Origin of the sequence: Vibrio cionasavignyae (assembly GCF_050337155.1) — a bacterium.
GTDB classification, from domain to species: domain Bacteria; phylum Pseudomonadota; class Gammaproteobacteria; order Enterobacterales; family Vibrionaceae; genus Vibrio; species Vibrio nomapromontoriensis.
In genome coordinates, this window is sequence record NZ_JAKJSR010000010.1 from 200,694 (window position 1) to 219,064 (window position 18,371).

Annotated in this window: 14 protein-coding genes; 12 read left to right on the forward strand and 2 right to left on the reverse strand. The window is 43.7% G+C overall.

What is annotated here, in order from left to right; translation table 11 throughout:
- Positions 1–55 precede the first annotated feature (55 nt).
- Together L4D74_RS04135 and L4D74_RS04140 are read right to left on the reverse strand one after the other, a co-directional pair.
- The gene (locus tag L4D74_RS04135; RefSeq protein ID WP_428750863.1) at positions 56–2,554 is read right to left on the reverse strand and encodes a hybrid sensor histidine kinase/response regulator; all 2,499 of its coding nucleotides are present in this window, start codon (positions 2,552–2,554) and stop codon (positions 56–58) included.
- Between the two features lie 267 nt (positions 2,555–2,821).
- Entirely contained in the window at positions 2,822–3,457 is a 636-nt protein-coding gene (locus tag L4D74_RS04140; RefSeq protein ID WP_428750865.1) for a hypothetical protein, read from the reverse strand.
- A gap of 313 nt (positions 3,458–3,770) precedes the next feature.
- Between L4D74_RS04140 and L4D74_RS04145 the strand changes: the two genes are divergently transcribed.
- The 12 genes from L4D74_RS04145 (at position 3,771) to tssH (ending at position 18,355) form a co-directional block, all read left to right on the forward strand.
- Positions 3,771–5,762, forward strand: coding sequence for a type VI secretion system Vgr family protein (locus tag L4D74_RS04145; RefSeq protein WP_428750867.1), 1,992 nt, complete (start codon positions 3,771–3,773; stop codon positions 5,760–5,762).
- A gap of 3 nt (positions 5,763–5,765) precedes the next feature.
- Complete coding sequence (locus L4D74_RS04150; RefSeq protein ID WP_428750869.1) at positions 5,766–6,347, forward strand: DUF6931 family protein; 582 nt, start codon at positions 5,766–5,768, stop codon at positions 6,345–6,347.
- A complete protein-coding gene (locus L4D74_RS04155) occupies positions 6,344–6,646 on the forward strand; it encodes a PAAR domain-containing protein (RefSeq protein ID WP_428750871.1) in 303 nt (100 codons plus the stop codon). The genes L4D74_RS04150 and L4D74_RS04155 overlap by 4 nt, the downstream gene beginning before the upstream one ends.
- Before the next feature lie 258 nt (positions 6,647–6,904).
- Entirely contained in the window at positions 6,905–8,236 is a 1,332-nt protein-coding gene (locus L4D74_RS04160) for a type VI secretion system protein TssA (protein ID WP_428750873.1), read from the forward strand.
- A gap of 32 nt (positions 8,237–8,268) precedes the next feature.
- The gene (locus L4D74_RS04165) at positions 8,269–8,790 is read left to right on the forward strand and encodes a type VI secretion system tube protein Hcp (protein ID WP_428750875.1); all 522 of its coding nucleotides are present in this window, start codon (positions 8,269–8,271) and stop codon (positions 8,788–8,790) included.
- A 20-nt stretch (positions 8,791–8,810) separates the two neighbouring features.
- The gene (gene tssB / locus L4D74_RS04170) at positions 8,811–9,314 is read left to right on the forward strand and encodes a type VI secretion system contractile sheath small subunit (RefSeq protein ID WP_428750877.1); all 504 of its coding nucleotides are present in this window, start codon (positions 8,811–8,813) and stop codon (positions 9,312–9,314) included.
- Entirely contained in the window at positions 9,314–10,792 is a 1,479-nt protein-coding gene (gene tssC / locus L4D74_RS04175) for a type VI secretion system contractile sheath large subunit (RefSeq protein WP_428750879.1), read from the forward strand. Before tssB ends, tssC begins: the two co-directional genes overlap by 1 nt.
- A gap of 64 nt (positions 10,793–10,856) precedes the next feature.
- Positions 10,857–12,263: a type VI secretion system contractile sheath domain-containing protein gene (locus L4D74_RS04180; RefSeq protein ID WP_428750881.1), complete on the forward strand. Its 1,407-nt coding sequence runs from the start codon at positions 10,857–10,859 to the stop codon at positions 12,261–12,263.
- The gene (locus L4D74_RS04185; RefSeq protein WP_428750882.1) at positions 12,260–12,682 is read left to right on the forward strand and encodes a GPW/gp25 family protein; all 423 of its coding nucleotides are present in this window, start codon (positions 12,260–12,262) and stop codon (positions 12,680–12,682) included. Before L4D74_RS04180 ends, L4D74_RS04185 begins: the two co-directional genes overlap by 4 nt.
- Positions 12,675–14,435 carry a type VI secretion system baseplate subunit TssF gene (gene tssF, locus L4D74_RS04190; protein ID WP_428750883.1) on the forward strand — a complete coding sequence of 587 codons (1,761 nt, stop codon included), beginning with the start codon at positions 12,675–12,677 and terminating at the stop codon, positions 14,433–14,435. The genes L4D74_RS04185 and tssF overlap by 8 nt, the downstream gene beginning before the upstream one ends.
- Entirely contained in the window at positions 14,426–15,547 is a 1,122-nt protein-coding gene (locus tag L4D74_RS04195) for a type VI secretion system baseplate subunit TssG (RefSeq protein ID WP_428750884.1), read from the forward strand. The genes tssF and L4D74_RS04195 overlap by 10 nt, the downstream gene beginning before the upstream one ends.
- A 135-nt stretch (positions 15,548–15,682) precedes the next feature.
- Positions 15,683–18,355, forward strand: a complete 2,673-nt coding sequence (tssH, locus tag L4D74_RS04200; RefSeq protein WP_428750885.1) for a type VI secretion system ATPase TssH — start codon at positions 15,683–15,685, stop codon at positions 18,353–18,355.
- Positions 18,356–18,371 lie beyond the last annotated feature (16 nt).

The window sequence follows — 18,371 nt, forward strand, 5'->3', positions numbered from 1 at the left end:
TTCTCGATAACAGGGAAGGCTCTACCTTTACGTTCATTGTTCTTGATTCTATTTACTAAGCTCGATTCTTCTGTTCATCTGGACAATTTTCATTTTCTATCGCGCAATGCGACAACCACTTATTAAGTACATCTCCTAACGCTTTCGAATTGATTGGTTTACTCACATAATCGTCCATTCCCGCATCAAAACACTTGTCTCTATCTCCTTGCATCGCATTGGCCGTCATCGCGACAACCGGTATTTCATGGTTGATATTCTTATTACTGGTATCGCGAATGTGCTGGGTCGCTTCATAACCATCCATTTCTGGCATCTGACAATCCATGAACACCAAATCAAAATTAGCCTGACCTCGCAGTGCTGAGAGCGCTTCTAAACCATTTTTTGCCTTATCGACACGAATGCCATATTTTGCCAATAATGATTGCAGCACCACTTGATTCGTTGTGACATCGTCGACAATAAGAACATGCGCTTGATATTGTGTTTTTTTCGCGGGACTATGTCGGGTAACAAACGTTTCTTTCGGGCTTTGGTCATCCAACCCCGATACTTTTTCCAACACATTGAGCAGATCCGACTGCTGCATTGGCTTAGTTAAATAGCCACTAAATCCCGCGCTTTGCAAACGCTTCGCATCCCCTCTTTGCGCGACTGAAGAAAACATAACCAGACGAATACCAGAAAGGCTTGTATCTGCAAAGATATGTTCTGCAAGCTGAATGCCATTCATATTAGGCATCTGATAATCCAGAACGGCGATAGTAAAAGGTTGTTTTTGTTTATTGGCTTGCGTTAGCGCGTGAAGTGCTTCTTCACCACTACTGGTCACTTGGTGGTCTATATTCCAGCACTTTAGTAACTGTGTAATCAAGTTACGGTTAGTCGCTATGTCATCAACGACCAGAATTCGTTGTTTTTGAAGGTCGCCTGTCGGTAAATAATCAATCGCTTTTTCAGATGAGTTTTCAAGCTTGAGAGTGAACCAAAACGTTGACCCTTGATTCGGTTGGCTGTATACCCCTATTTCGCCTTCCATCATTTCTGTTAATTTTTTGCTAATAGATAGTCCTAAACCTGTTCCACCATATTTGCGTGTTGTGGAGCTATCCGCTTGCGAAAAGCGTGAAAATAGCTTGTGTTGCTGTTCATCGCTGATCCCTATGCCCGTATCTTTAACTTCAAATAAAATGGTACTGTCTTTTTCGCGCCTTTCTTCGACACTGACATACACCGCCACCTCACCCTTCTCGGTAAATTTGATCGCGTTATTAATTAAATTATTCAATATTTGGCGTATACGTCCTGGGTCAGCGCGATAACATAACCCCATCACTGGGGTCGCGGGACATACCAACTGAATTCCTTTTTGCTCTGCCGCGAAATAAAGCGTGCCACCAATATCCTCAACCACTTCACCCAAATCAAAATCCAGTAGCTCAAGGTCAATCTTACCTGCTTCTATTTTAGAGAAATCTAGGATGTCATTAATAATTGAGAGCAGTGACTCAGCACTATTTTTCGCGGTTTCCGTCATCCTTTGCTGCTGCTCATCCAACTTGGTATCTAATAGAAGATTCGTCATCCCAATAACGCCATTCATTGGTGTTCGAATCTCGTGACTCATTGTAGACAAAAAATCACTTTTCGCTAATGCCGCGGCTTCTGCTTTCTTTGTTTCCTCTTGCAATTTTTCATTGTAAATCCGCATTTTTTGGTCACTTTCAAGCAAACTTACTGCCATCTCTTTCAAACCACGGGCCAATTTAGCGACTTCATCTCGTCCATGTTGATTCGAGCCAACGCTGAGCATATCTAGCCCTTGTTCTAATTCACCAAGCGTCACTTTCTTGGTTGCGCTTAATAGTAAATACAGCCGCTGTTTTACTCGATTCGATGACCATATTGCTACGAATAATGACAATACGGCCGAAACAAGTGTCCCTGCGATGAGCACTAAGGTTGTTTGGCTCGCCGACCGTTCAGACTGCACACTTCGAATCGCAATCAGTTTGTTTTCCACTTCAATAAACCCGGCAATTTCTTTGCGGATTTCATCAATGATGTTTTTACCCGTTTCTTGCTGAATTAGCGTTATGACGCTCTGCATCTCAGCTAGTCCTTCTGAGACGCGGCGTCTTTGGGCAATTTCTTTTTCAGCCGCTTGCTCAAGCCATTGGTGATGCAGTTCATCAATCCCTTTCAGCTTTTCAACTTGGCTTGGATTATCACTGACTTGTTCAGACAAGATCTGTAACTTACCTTCCCAAATACTGAGTGATTGATGAAAAGGTTCCAAAAACAATTCATTGCCGGTAATTAAGAAACCGCGCTCTCCCGTTTCCATATCAACCGTGAGGCTTAATAACTCTTGAGCACGAGCAATAGCTTTATGAGTATGCGTCACCCAATGGCTATCATCGACCATTGATTGCGTATTCTCAAACACAGCAATTGATACTGCCAACATTAAGAAGACAGGGATGGAGAAACTTACTAGGAGTTTTTTTTGTATGGATATATTGTCAAACCAACTGTTTATTATAGACATTATAAAATCTTGCTTAATATCAATAGTAATTTCAGTCTAGGATATATCAGTGAGTTTTTTAGTTAATTGACTCAATTATACTCTCGCATTTACAATAACTACCGGTATGACAAAACGCCAATACCGTCAATACCGTCAATACCGAGATAAATTCCCCTAACCTCTGACGTAATTCGATTAAAAGTGTCATCAGGGGTAGTAATAACGCCACTGCAACGGACGTGCATAAACCCACCCACTCAGTGACGCGTTCCATCACTGACGTTGTTAAGTTACATACTGAACCGAGCTGGGCTCCTTATAAATACAAACCACACCGAGTACATTTTTATCTGAGTCTTGATATTGAGCAAACACCTCCCACAAATTGTTTTTCCTTTGCCCCATAATCGTTACCGACGTACCAGGTGCGTACGTCGCGCCATCACTCACATTGCCCCGCCCAAACGAAACTTCATAGCTTTGCGCCATATGTTGTTGAACTTCAGGTCCATGTACGGTATCCGTGGGTTGGATATGAGTGAACTCAATGCCATCTTTGTTCTTTCTTACCGCAAATGTGCAACCTGATAGCTGAGTCGTACATAAAAAATTAGATGTATTGTAGCTATTTACCCGTACAAATGAATCGGAAGTAAGTTTATCGAAAGAAGTGACCGGTATATGAATACAACTTACAGGCCCTCTCGTTGTTCCATAATCCATTGTCGAAAAACGACGACGAACTTCCTTACTTGCCATCCCTTTAATTCTTCCAAATGAACTATATCCAGTATCGGATAAATAATACTGAACCGCTTTTACCTTGCTACCAGCACCAGAAATGGTGATAGGCACACGATTTAAAAACTCTTCTAAGTCGCTATGCATCAGTTCGTAAGCATTTTGTAATGACAGTGGCATACCTATTCCTTATAAGCCTATTACTTCTCATGAATTAACCCTGTAATTAAAGCACGATTTAACTTACAGAATTAAAGGCAAACAAATTATGTGACATATTTCCAAACATCAATGAAACAGCATGTGTGATTTAAGTGGTACCTGTGCGGTGGCAAGAACCATAAGGGATTAACCTAGGCATTTGCCCTTAATGATTGTACGGCTACTGCCTAGCTTTCTAGATATAGCTCACAATCTCCATTTCATTTCACTATTTAATTAACTAGATGCTAATCTTAGATAATTATCAAGTGGTTAAATCAGGGAATATGATATGGCCGAACCGTATTTAGCGTCGACCAATGAATTGACAGCCAAAGACTATCAAAACAATGAATACCTCGTTTCGGAAGCTGCTGTCCAAGAGTCTTTTTTTGAGCCCTATAAAATCACATTGACCTTATACGCTAAAGGATTAACCGCCAGTGACCAGCTCGGTCAAAAAATGACGCTTAATCGGTACATTTTCGAGTCTGGTAAACAAAAACTCATCCGTAGTTTTAATGGTTATATCACCAATATTATTAATAATGGTTACGACGAAACAAAACAATATGCCTCCTACTCAATCACCTTACGCCCTTGGTTTTGGCTTCTAAAACTCACCGAGAATAGCCGAGTTTTCCAAAATAAAAGCACCAAAGATATTGTGTCATCTATCTTCTCTGATGCTGGTTTTAGTAGCTTATACTCGGCTAATGCCTTGCCTGCGACCAAAAGGGAGTATTGCATTCAATACAATGAATCAGACTATGATTTTGTCTGCCGTCTCCTCGCTCAAGAAGGCATTCAGTTTTTCTTTGAACAGACGGAGTCCGATCATAAGCTCATTCTACAAGACGCTGAAAAGCCATTTACCAAAGCAGACATCAATAAGTTTGACATGGCCTCGGAGCCCTCTGGCAATAACCCTTTGCTCCAGTCGTGGCAATCTTCCCACCAATTTCATGCCGCAAGTATTGAGCTCACTAACTATGACTATAGCCAATCTAAGTTAATCAGTAGTAAAGCAAATAAAACAACCAATACCGTCGCCAATAACAGCAAATTATCTCTCACCCATTTCGCCAGTGAATCGATTACTGGCGATATGACGGACTTAACAACAATCGTGAAAAAGCGCGCTGAATCTATGCAGAGTCACTACAGCCAAGTAGTGACTAGCAGTAACACTGACGCATTTTATGTCGGTCAATACTTTTCACTATCTAGCCATGCCGATAGTAACCAACTCGGCGACTACCTTGTTGTAAAACAAACGATCCACTACCACTCTGGAAATGGCGGACAGGGTGATTGTAAAAGCGAGGTGGTGGTCATCCCCAATGCCACACCATTCCTACCGAGCCCTATCTCTAAGCCCCAAATCCAAGGCTTACAAAGTGCCGTTGTCGCAGGATCAACTCAAGGTGAAATCAATCAAGACGAACAAGGTCGAGTCAAAATACTATTCCAATGGGATAGCGAAACTAGCGGCGATAGCACAAGCTGTTACGTTCGAGTCGCCCAGCTTATGGCAGGCAAAGGCTATGGCAGTCAGTTTATTCCCAGAACCGGACAAGAAGTCTTAGTGAGCTTCCTGAATGGTGACCCAGACGCACCAGTGATCACAGGTTCAGTCTATAACAGCCAGCACTCCCCCCCCTACAAAGAAGCCAATGCAACAAAGTCTGGAGTAAAATCCATGCTCAGTGGCGAAAGCAACGAATGGTACTTTGACGATAAAAAAGACAACGAATTATTCTATCAGCACGCAGCAAAGGACTTCACGCTCGAAGTAGAGAACAACCTTACCGCAACCATTAAGGGCGAAGTGGCTTACAAAGCCACCAAGCAAGTGACCTATACCGCTGAAGATGCGATGACGTTTACTGTGACAAAAGCACTCAGTTCTAAAGGCAAAACGGTGACCATAGAAGGTGAGGACTCTTTAGAGTTAAAAGTGGGTTCGAGCAAAATAACCATTAGCTCTTCCGCCATAAAAATTGAATCCAGCGCAATAGATATCAAGGCTTCGAACGGCCTAACATTAAGCGGTATGACATTAGATGCCAAAGGGTCAACGTCTGCAAAACTTTCGGCGGCCTCAGTCACTGTTGACGCTTCAGGGAGTGGGACAATCAAAGGGGCGAGCTTAACCCTAGATGCCCAAACTACGTTGACGGCACAAGCGAAACTGTCAGCTGACTTTAAATCAAATTTAAAAGCTTCAATTAATGGCGCGGTCATGACCGAAGTTAAAGGCGCGATCGTAAAGGTGAATTAGACGATGAATTTACAAGTTGAGTACAAAAAAATCCCATACGTCAGTGCAGAGCAAATACTTCCTTTGTTCACACCGTCGGAAGATATTGCTAGCGTCATCACCAATACAGCCACTATTCGAGACGTTATCAATGAACTGGAACAACAATCGTTATACTTCGATCTTGTCCAGTTTCTAGCGCATGCATTACCAGTTCGCGAAGCGCTGTTATGGTCTTATCTATGCGTCGAAATTAGACACGATGTTTGGAGTACGACACAAGGGTCATGTCTTGCTGCCTGCAAGCAATGGATATTTGAACCTTCTGAAGAAGCCCGTCGTCGCTGCGAACTCTTTGCCAACCGACTAGAGCTGCAATGTGCCCCTTCTTGGCTTGCGCAAGGCGTCTTTTGGAATGGAGCGGGCAGTATTGTTTCCCCTGAACTCCCGAACGTATTACCCGATCCAAAACTGTATGCAAAAGCATGTTCTGGCGCAATAAATATGGCGGCAGCCATGCCTGAATGGAGTGGTCAACTCGCTTACTACAAACAAGCTGTTAAATTTGCTCTCAATATTGCCAATGGAGGCTTAGGAAACGAATGACATTGCCCGCATCGCGCATGACCGACATGCATGTTTGCCCAATGCAAACACCTGCCGTTCCACCAATCCCTCATGTGGGAGGACCCATTGTTGGCCCGGGTGTACCCACTGTCCTAATCGGAAATATGCCTGCATCTGTGATGGGAGATATGTGCACATGTGTCGGCCCTCCTGACTCTATCATTAAAGGCAGCGCAACGGTGCTGATATCAAATCGACCCGCTGCGAGGTTAGGAGACTCGACCTCCCATGGCGGTACAATAGTCGTAGGAATGCCCACCGTGTTAATAGGTGGGTAAATCCTCAACAACGGGCAGATAAAGCCTTGTTTTTAGTCATGTTATTAATATTCCCTATGTGATATTGCTCTAAAAACCGCCTTGTAATGCGCAGTTATTACAATTTCTATTCTTTTTTCGAGACTTTTCCCAAATCACTTCTACTATTAGCTTAATAATGTAATAGCTTTGTTAATACTTTTGATAATAGCTGCACCCTATTGCTAAGTCTAAAGTTTAATTAACGATGTTTAAGTGAAACATTGTCAAAGGAATGACATGAATAGTTTTGAAAATCTCATCGCTCCAATTTCTGCCACTGCTCCGACTGGTAGCTACCTAAAACTGGACCGAACTGAATATCGAGCAATCAGAAACCAATACAACGCATCTTTGTCGTCTTTTAGACAATTAATTGAAACGGCAGAGGCATTTAATGACGCTGATTTAGTGGAGACTAACCGCCACAATTGGTCAACATTCCGAGACACTGTTGAGTTGGCACTGTGTCAGAAAACGAAAGATCTTGAATTATTAAGTTGGTATATCACGACCCTAGTCTTCAGCAACAATCCTCTTTCTGAACTGGCTAATGGATTTAACCTATTAACGACTTACCTCGACAATTTTTGGGACTCGCTTCACCCAACATTGCCGGATAACAAACTCAACTCAGACTCCGATGAAGCCCAACAAAAAGAACGAGCAGAGTTTAGGATTAAGCCGTTACTGCAATTTATAGGCGATGCTCCAGACGCTGGCGCTCTATTTATGCCAGCTCAATTCGTCAGCCTTATTGGCGACATTAACTATTCCTCCTACCTTCACGCCGAAAAGACTGGCTCACTTGAGCAGTTAAAAACGCAGGCCCATGCGCAGTTGGACGACTCAGTGAAGGACAACATTGATGCTTTGAATACTATTTTGGCGGAACTATCACGATTGGATTCATCGCTAGAAGCACACTGTTTAAAAGCGCAAATCACCCCAATTAGCGTCAACTACTTAAAAGACATTTTTCAAGCACAACTTCATGCATTACGAGTTTTAGTCGGAGACAAACATAATTTGTGGGCAACGGAAACCCAAACCGTGACTCCAACTCCCTCTACAGCAAAGCCAATTACGGAAAATCCTGGTGACACCGCCCCATCAGAAAGCGGTTTCTCTGCTCCTAATCAATCGTCTCCCGGACACTCCGAGCAAGCTCTAGCTTCTGATGTGCAAATCCATAATCGAGAGCAAGCCTTCAAACAGCTCAGTGAACTGGCGGCGTATTTTAGAACAACCGAACCACATAGCCCTACATCATACTTATTAGAGCGCGCTATCCAGTGGGGACACTTATCGCTACCGGAGCTCATGACCGTACTCATGGGGCACGACCAATCTGCCTTAAATCATATTGATGCGCTGATCGGCGTTAACGATAAGCCAATCGAACTCACGGCACTATCGACGCAAAGCCAAGCGCATAATGTCACAGAAAGTATTTCAACAGCGACAGACGTAAGTCCCAATCACGATGCAGTTGGCTCAGCATCGACAAACAATAAACCCGAAGAAAACCCAGCCAATAAAACGTCTGAAATTTCAGACTTCAATTGGTAATTGTTTTAAGCGAAACGCTAAGGAGAAAACAAATGGCTTCAATTTTTATGAGAATCGACGGAACAAAACCAAAAGGTGCTGCAACTATTGAAAAAATCGGAGGCAAGGACGGCTTCTTCTCTATTAACAACGTGTCATGGGGTGCGGTACGTGGCGTCGGCATCGACGTGGGCAACGCCAACAACGCTGACCAAGGTATGGTCGCTCTCGGTGAAATTTCAATAGGTCGTGGTTGCGATGGAGCCACCCCCTATTTGACCACATTCCTTTATGCTCCTGGACCTGAAGGGAAGACCATTGAAATCGTTATGACTAAACCGAACCGTGATGGTTCAGGTGCAGATCCATACCTAATTTTAACACTCAAAGAAGCTCGAATGTCTAGCTATACCATGACAGGGACTGATGGTTCATTACCTAGCGAAACCTTTGCGCTTACCTATACAGAAATCTCCAAAGCGTACTACATCGAAGGAGAAGGCGGAAAAATAGAGAAAGGTCCAGAAGTCGGCTTTGATGCAACACAGGCGAAAGTCACTTCTACGGCAAGCTAATTTAATCAAGGAGAGATGTTGTGGCACTAAATTCTCAGCATAAGCGCGTTAGTAAAAACCGCGTAAGTATCACCTATGACGTCGAAACAAATGGCGCAGTCGAAACCAAAGAGCTTCCCTTCGTAGTAGGCGTCATCGGCGACTATTCGGGACACAAAGCAGATAAAGAAGATGTTGAAGATCGCACGTTTTATAACGTAGACAAAGATAACTTCGACACCGTCATGAAACGCGTGGGCCCCGAGCTTTCAATGAAAGTGGACAACGTACTCGCTGATGACGACAGTCAATTTGAAGCTAGCCTCACCTTCAACTCAATGAAAGACTTTGAGCCAGAAGCCATTATCGACCAAGTAGAACCACTAAAAAAACTAGTGGAAACACGTAATCAGTTAAAGGTCCTATTGTCAAAAGCTGACCGCTCTCGAGATCTTGAAAAACTACTTAAGGAAGTACTGCAAAGCGCCGACACCATCAGCGCACTTTCAGACGAGCTGGGTATTAAAAAAGAGGGAGATGAATAATGAGCACTGAAGCAGACGTTCAAGGCCAAAGTGCCGCCGCAGAAGGTTCATTGAGCTTTCTCGACCGAGCAATTGAAGCCACAGTACAAACACCAGCAGATACAACTAAAGAACTGTTTTCAGTATTGGCGCAACAAGCCTTATCTGGAACGGTGACTTGGGATAAAAATCTCACTAAAACCATTGAAAACGCCATCGGCGAAATTGATAAAAAACTATCAAAACAGCTTTCGACAGTCATGCAACAAGACGACTTTCAAAAACTTGAAGGTTCGTGGCGTGGACTGCAAAAAATGGTTAAGGAAAGCGACCTCGGCCGCTCACTTAAAATTAAGATGGTCGATTTCACGCAACAAGAGCTATTAGAGCAATTTGAAGACGCCCCTGCTATTGATCGCAGCCCACTATTTAACTCCTTATACCAAGGCGAGTATGGTACTGCTGGTGGCGAACCATACGGCACATTTATAGGCGACTATGAGTTTAGCGCAAAAGATGAAGACGTTGCCCTATTAAGGTATATGGGTGAGGTTGCCGCGGCCTGCCACGCTCCTTTTGTGGCAGCAGCTAACGCGCAAATGTTCGAATTCAACAGTTTTTCTACTTTCGATGAAGGTAAACCCGTTGCCGCTGGTTTTGATTCACCCGCCTATGCAGCATGGAACTCGTTTAGAGAAAGTGATGATGCTCGCTACGTGACTCTCACCCTTCCGCGAACACTAGCTCGCCTGCCATACGGTAGTAAAGGACTGAGTACTAATGTCTTTGCCTATGAAGAGCTTGATACCGATATGGATGGTAACCCGAATCCAAAAGGTAACAATGAGCTTGTATGGTCTAATGCCGCGTATGACCTGGGTTTAAAAATGACTCAAGCCTTTACCGCTTATGGTTGGTGTACTGCGATTCGCGGCTTGGACAATGGTGGTAAAGTTGAGAATCTGCCAAACCTCACCTACAAAACCGAAGCTGGCGATCTCATTCAGCAATGTCCAACGGAAGTTAACTTAACCGACGAGCGTGAAAAAGAGCTTAGCGATTTAGGTTTCTTGCCTGTTGTCCATTACAAAAACACCAATTACGGTGTATTTATCGGCGGACAGACAACACAAAAGCCAAAAACTTATACAGACCCAGAAGCGACATCGAATGCAGCAATATCTGCCCGACTCCCTTACATCATGGCCAGTGGACGTATTGCTCACTATCTAAAAGTCATGGGACGAGACAAGTTAGGCTCAAACCTTGAAGCTAACGATGTTCAAAGAGAGTTACAGCTCTGGATCGACCAATACACTAACGCTGGTGCGATTGGTAACGATGCAAGAGCAAGAACGCCTCTTGCTGAATCGCGTATCCAAGTGGTCGAACAACCTGGAAAACCGGGCGCATACTCTGCTATCGCGCACTTAAGACCATGGTTGCAGCTAGAAGAGCTCACCACTTCAGTTCGCATGGTTGCGAAGATACCTGGATAGGTCCATAAGCCGTAGTGTTTATTCACTACGGCTTTCTTCCTATCTGTTGTAATTGCTGTAGTAGTTGATGACGATGTTTAAATCAGACTGGCAAAATAAATTTAACGCACTGGATCCTAACAAGCATACGTTCTTACGTGATGCCGTATTACTGATCTCTGAATTAGTGCCGCTAAAAGAACTGAGCGAGAGCCATAGAAAACCCAACATTACCTCTATCGTCAGTACACTCATTTTGGAATTAGACCGACGTCTATCTAGACAGCTCGATACCGTACTTCACCACCCTGACTTTCAATCTTTGGAATCTAATTGGAGACAAGTTCAATACCTTTGCCACCAGCCAGTAAGCCGTCAGAGAACTAAACTCAAGTTACTTAATATGAACTGGCAGGAGGTATCTAAAGACCTCAATCAATCATACTCAATAAAACAAACACGCTTATTTAATTTTATCGGTAACCACGAACTTAATACACTCGGTGGGCAGCCTTTTGGTTGCATCGCTTTTACAGAACCCGTCTCGATGGATTTGAGCCTCAATAGTGATTTCGATGACATGTATACACTTGGTCTCATCAGCCAGCTTGGCGAACAAACATTATGCCCGATGTTAAGCTCCCCTAATCGACAGTTTTTCTCTGATACCGGCGCCGACTGGCTGACCAATACCACGAGAATAAAAAAGATACTTCAAAGCCCCGACTACATCGCTTGGCAAGAGCTCCGCATGATGCCCAGCGCTCGTTTTCTTGGTTTGGCGATTCCAAGCATCAAGCTACGAGAACGGTACAACCATCGCCGAGCTGGCTTTCTCTATCAAGAAAGCGCCGAAACACTTTGGGGCACGGCATGCATTGCTTTCCTAGGTATTATCATGAGGGAGCATCACAGAATCGGCTGGTTTGGCTTTCTCAAAGCTCGCTGGAACGACCGAAATCAAGGCTCTGTCATTAGTTGGGACGGCGGTGAACAAAGTGACATGTACCAAGAATGCGATACCTATTTGTTTGGCAAAATTGCGACCTTTTACTCCAATCAAGGGTTTGTCCCACTCACTCGTAATAACCTAACCGGAAAGCTCCTATTTAATGGCAACAACTCGGTATGGGCGCCAAAGGATAATGATAACGACAAAGTGCTGGCTCAACTGCAGACGACGCTTATGTGCTGTCGCATCGCTCATTATTTGAAAGTTCAAGTCAGAGAAATGATCGGTAGCTTTACTGACATTCGTGAGTGTGAGCAATTTCTTCGTAACTGGATTGAAAAGTTTTCTAGTAATGTCAGCTATGCCAATGAAGAAACCCTCGCCAAGTATCCGTTGAGCAAAGCACACGTTTCCATCAACGAATCACGCACTAATCCCGGACATTTTTCTTGTACCCTTAAAATCGTTCCTCAGTACCAGTTTGACCATTTTAATGGCGAAGTTGTCCTCACCACAGAGCTTGGGGAGATGATGAAATGACCTTCTATCAAGCGTTTATTAGCCCAAACGACTCTAGCAAAGACGATGAGTTAGAAGACATTCGTTACCATCTGACCAAACTATTAGAATCAGAGGCGCCTCTCGTCGCGATATCTAGCTATTACAAAGCGATCCGTCGCTCAAATTACGCCTTTGGAATAACCGATGTACAGCTACTCAACGCCAATCTTGACCAAGCACAACTCGCAAAACGGCTCGAATCTTGGCTAGTCACGTTCGAGCCAAGACTTTCTGATGTAAGCGTAGAAATGGTTGAACGCAGAGAGGGATGCAATTCGATTTTATTTACGATTATCGCTCGCTATGCCAGTAAGAAAGGTACGAAAACACTCATCTTTGATTCAAAAATAGCGTTAAGCGACTTCAGTGCGCAGCTCTCAGAGGAAGATTATGACTGACCCATTACTTCGTTATTATGAAAGAGAGCTCACCTTTTTAAGAAGAGCATTAGGGCACTACTCTGATGAACATTCTCAATTTGCTTCGGCTCTCAATCTTCATCAAGGGCAAATCGAAGACCCGAGTATCGCGCGCCTATTGGATGGCGTCGCCTTACTCAACGCCAAAACTGAAATGGCGCTAAAAAATCAGATACCCAGTATTGTAGAAAGCATTATCAACGTCATCTACCCTTCACTGAGTCAGGCGACGCCAAGTGTCGGTTACGCTGAATTAACAACATCAGATCCTATCACTGAACCCTGCCAGCTTCCTAAAGGAAGCCGTTTGGCGTCCACTGTGGGAGCGCGTGAATGTTTATTTCAAACCGTTGATACTTTACATATTAACCCATTCACTATTGACGACGTCATCGCATCAACCGCACCCTTTCCAATCAAAAAACCAGAACACGCCGATCTCGCTAATGGCTTGCTACAAATTAAATTGACGACCGGTGATAGCGATACGTTGTTCTCAATGCTCAATTGCCAAGAGTTTGAGTTTTTTGTCAAAGGCTTTGCTAATAACGCAGAATCCCTCATTGAGATGTTGTTGGCAAACGGTTTGGCAATTTCAATATCGGATAGCAAAGGAAATACACACGCACAAATTGAACAAAGCTGCCTTAGTAATCGAGTATGCGACCCCACTTTTCATTTCTTGCCGCAAAAGGGTCAGCAATTTGATGGCTACCAAATGATTAGAGAATTTTTCTTATTTAAAGAAAAGCGACAATTTTTCCAATTAGCTCGCTTTAAGCAAGCAATGACAAAAATTGATGACAGCGATGTTTTTATCAATTTTTTCCTCACCGACATCCCTGCAGAGTTTTTAAGGCTCTTTAATACTGATGTCATTAAACTCAATGTTGTTCCAATTATTAACTTATTCACCCAAACAAGTGAACCCATTGACCTAGATGGAAGAAAACTGGCATACCCCATTGCTGCTGATGCATTTAATGACTCCCCGACCGAAATTATCGATGTCCTTTCTGTTCGACAAATTACCTCTTATGGTGATAAAACGCTCACACCTATGTTCGGTGAAAAATATCATCAAAAAAACAGTGATAGAAACCAGGTTCCCGTCTATTGGGAGGCAAAGAAGAACTTAGAGAAACAATTTGAACTGGTCGTTTCTAATGCCAACTATCACAATGAAAAAGCGATTTTAGTGGCGAGCTTACTATCAAGTAACGGTAAGCTTGCTTGTAGTGTATCGGGTGAACTTGATTCATTAGAAAACATCGATCTACCCGGTGCGCTGACTTTGCTGTATCCCCCTTCCGCTCCAGTAGAAATAGAAACCAGTGAAGACAACCTGAGTCAGGTCATTGCCTTACTTTGTTGCAACTTCAATTCATTACTTCGTAGCGAAGACCCGACAAAGCAGCTAAAGGATATGTTCAAACTATTCTCCTGTGATGCAAAGGACTTAGATGAAATTAACACTATCCACAATATCAACTTCAAAACCCAAGTCTCGACGCTTCGCGTACACAATAAAAATATTTTCGTTCCCGGTACTGAAATCTACCTAGAGCTAAACACCGATATGCCACACCATGCATTTACTCTAGTAGTTAATGAATTCTTTAAGCAGTTTTGTAGTTTTGATCGTTATGTTCAACTTCACGTAAGTCAGTACGGTAAGCAGCACCACGGAATCACATTTCCAAAAGCGCATGGAGGGCAGTTATGTCTGTGAGCAATAACATAACGGTACATAAAGTCATGTCTCTTCAACAAACAACATCAAGCGTGGGTACTCCGCTTAGTCCCCCAGCGTCGAATAGAGCGGATGGATACCTCATTGATGCCCTACACAATGACCCTCAAAGTTTTGACTTTACCCAAGTGGTCAGATTGCTCACTGCACACCATAATCACCCAGTAAAACAAAGTCACCTTGTAAAACATAGTGACTCTGTAAAGCATAGTCACCCCGTAAAAAGTAGTCAGCCTGAAAAACGTGGCAACCGATTATCAATACATTACCAAGCCGCAGCGATGCCAGACGGAGACACACATGAGATTTATTCCGTAGACTCCGATCATAATGGTATTCATCTTACCCTCGCAATGTCAGCACTTTCTGGAGTAAAAGGCGTCATTCCAGACTATATCTACGAAGAGCTATTAACATCGTTACATCAAGAAGAAAGCGGACTAAAAGCATTCTTAGATATTTTCAATCACCGCTTTTTTGAAATTACTTACTCATTGCGCACTCAGCGTTGGCTGCTCTTGCAACAAGAACAAGATGCGCACATTTACGACAGACTCGCGAAAATATCTGGATTACCAAGTCACGCTAAGTCGCTATTTCGATACACCCTTTTATTTGGTCAAAATTCACGAAACCTGAATGTACTTAGTCAAATATTAAATGACTACTTTGAACTCCAAATTCACGTGGGGGTTATTCACTCAGAAAAAAGAAAACTGCCAACAAATGCTCAATCAACCATCGCAAAGGCAGCAAATCTTCGAAACAACAACGCATTAGGCCAAGGCTTACTACTAGGGAGCCAATGTGAGGTACCAAACAGCGGAATCCAAGTTTACATCGAACCTATTGATAGACGACAAGTGAAACAATTACGCTCAGATCATCGCTTAGCAAGCGCGGTCAAAGACATCGTCAGGCATTACCTAAAAGATGATACTCCAGTCATGGTGTATTTACTTATTCTTCGGCGATATTTAGGTTCTCCGATACTCAGTCACCAGCAGCAAAATGCTGCGAGGCTCGGTGAGGTAGATTGCCTCGCACCAGAACGATTTCCTGATAAAAAAGTAAAAATACGCTTACGGTAAGCAAACACACGACAAATTAAAGATACGCAGGCTAGCCTTTGCCACATAAAGGCCTAGTCGGTTTAGAAAGGCCGTATTTGGCATAAATAGACCGACTATAGCTAAAAAGAATAATGAGAATACAAGGAAGGATTCATGGCACAAGTAACGTTAACTAACTTAGTGAGTAAACTCTCCCCAGAACTCAAACAAGCACTTGAGATTTCAGCTGGCGCCGCAATGAACCAGGGGGTACCGGCTATTGAGATTGAGCACTGGCTGCTACAACTCATTTCTCAAAACGACGACGCTCTTGCCCACCTGTGGCGTTCGCAAAACGTACACGTTGAAAAAGTAGTCAGTGAGTTGACAACAAGAATCGGTAGGCTTCCCAAAGGTAATGAAGGTCAACCTACCCTTAGCCCACAGCTGACCGAGCTAATTAAAGACGCTTGGATGTTAGCATCGGTTAATTTTGGCCACTCTCAAATCATCAGTTTGCATCTCATCCACAGCCTACTGCAACAAAACGTGATGGGCATGTCTACACTACAACTTGAAAGCTTAAATGGTATCTCTTCAGAAGCGCTTCAAGGACTCATTGCCAAAAGTAACGTTCAAAAATCATCCAGCACCGGCAACACAACCAGTCCGTCTCCATCCGGCGGTGGGGATGCACTCGCCAAGTACACCATCAATCTCACTCAACAAGCACTTGATGGTAAGATTGATCCTATTTCAGGACGCAATAGCGAAGTTCGTAAAGCCATCGATATCCTATGCAGGAAAAGGCAGAACAACCCTATTTTTGTTGGTGAACCGGGCGTGGGGAAAACCGCCGTCGTCGAAGGACTTGCATTACGTATCGCCGCTGGTGATGTACCGTCTGCTATCCAAGGCGTTCAACTTCACTCACTCGACCTTGGGCTTTTGCAAGCAGGTGCCAGTGTTAAAGGGGAGTTTGAAAACCGCCTCAAAGATGTCATTAATGAAGTTAAAAACGCCGAAGAGCCTATCATCGTATTCATTGATGAAGCGCACACTCTGATTGGAGCAGGTGGCGCAGCCGGACAAAATGATGCCGCGAATCTACTTAAACCCGCCCTTGCGCGCGGCGAATTTAAAACACTCGCGGCGACCACATGGGCTGAATATAAGAAATACTTTGAAAAAGATCCCGCGCTCACTCGCCGGTTCCAGCTGGTCACCATTGAAGAACCAAGTGCAGAAGATGCGATTCAAATGCTTCGCGGAGTCGCCGATTCATTACAAGCCCATCATGGTGCATTCATTACCGAGTCTGCGATTGAAGCCTCGGTCAATCTATCTATTCGCTACCTGCCCTCTCGTCAACTTCCCGATAAAGCGATCAGCTTACTCGATACTGCAAGTGCACGTATCGCATTAACACAAGGGGCAAAACCTGAAGTTATTGAGACGCTTGAGCAACGTATTCGTTACGAAAAAAATGAGCTCGTAGCATTACAAAAAGAGCATGACTTATTTGGAGGAAACCAAGAAGCGCTTTCCACCATACAAGACTCGATTAAAAACAACGAAGAGCAGTTAACTCTTTTGAATGACCAGTGGAAGCAAGAAGTGGTACTGGTTGACCAAATAAAAACATTGCAACAAGACATCAGCAATCAAACCAAAAGCCACAACGAACTCAATGATGATAGCACTGTAACTGGCACTGATACTGATACTGATACTGATAGCATTAACGATATCTCACTCCCTGCACTACAAGATCAACTTACTGCTCTTCGAAGTAACCTAGCGGCATTACAAGGTGAAAACCCGCTCGTTCATGCGCTTGTCGATGAAAATACCATTGCGGAGATCATCGGTAGTTGGACTGGGATACCCGTTGGCAACATGCTTAGCGATGAGATTAAAAAATTGCTGTCACTGGAAGAGCAACTCGACCAACGTGTTATTGGGCAAACGGCCGCAAAACAAGAGTTAGCTAAGTCGATTCGAATTTCCCGAGCAGGCCTTACCGATAATAGAAAACCCATTGGTGTGTTTTTGATGTGCGGCCCAAGTGGTGTAGGTAAAACCGAGACCGCAATGGCACTAGCCGAACAACTCTATGGCGGTGCCAATGATCTGACCGTTATCAACATGACTGAGTTCAAAGAGGAACACAAAATATCCATGCTACTTGGTAGCCCTGCTGGCTATGTCGGCTTTGGCGAAGGTGGCGTCCTCACTGAGGCCATTCGCCGCAATCCCTACTCTGTTTTACTATTAGATGAAATGGAGAAAGCTCATCCTGGTGTGCACGACCTGTTCTATCAAATCTTCGACAAAGGCCATATTAAAGACAGTGAAGGACGAACCGTTGACTTTAAAAATACCATTATCATCATGACATCCAACGCCGCCGATCAAGCGATATGCGACGCGTGCGAAGGTAGTGGTAACGATATAGACAATAACGAACTCCTTGAAACCATTCGCCCTGAGCTGCAGCGATTTTTTAAACCTGCCTTTTTAGGCCGTACCACCATCGTTCCATACTACCCTTTAAATGATGATGAACTGGCAAAAATTACCGACATTGCCCTCAACCGAATTAAGAAAAAACTCGCAGAACAGTATCAAGCTACCTTCCGTTGGGATGAGAGTTTCGTGAATTATGTCATCAGCCGAAATAGTGATCCAACGACTGGAGGTAGAGCCGTTGAACAGATAATTAATCGTTCTCTCATGCCTAAATTGGCAGAAGAGTGCATTCTCCGCCTCAGTCGAAACGAAGATATTAACCACGTAGAAGTTTCAGGAAATCAAGGAAAGGACTTTGAGCTTATCATTCAATAAGTAATGCTCCGTTCTT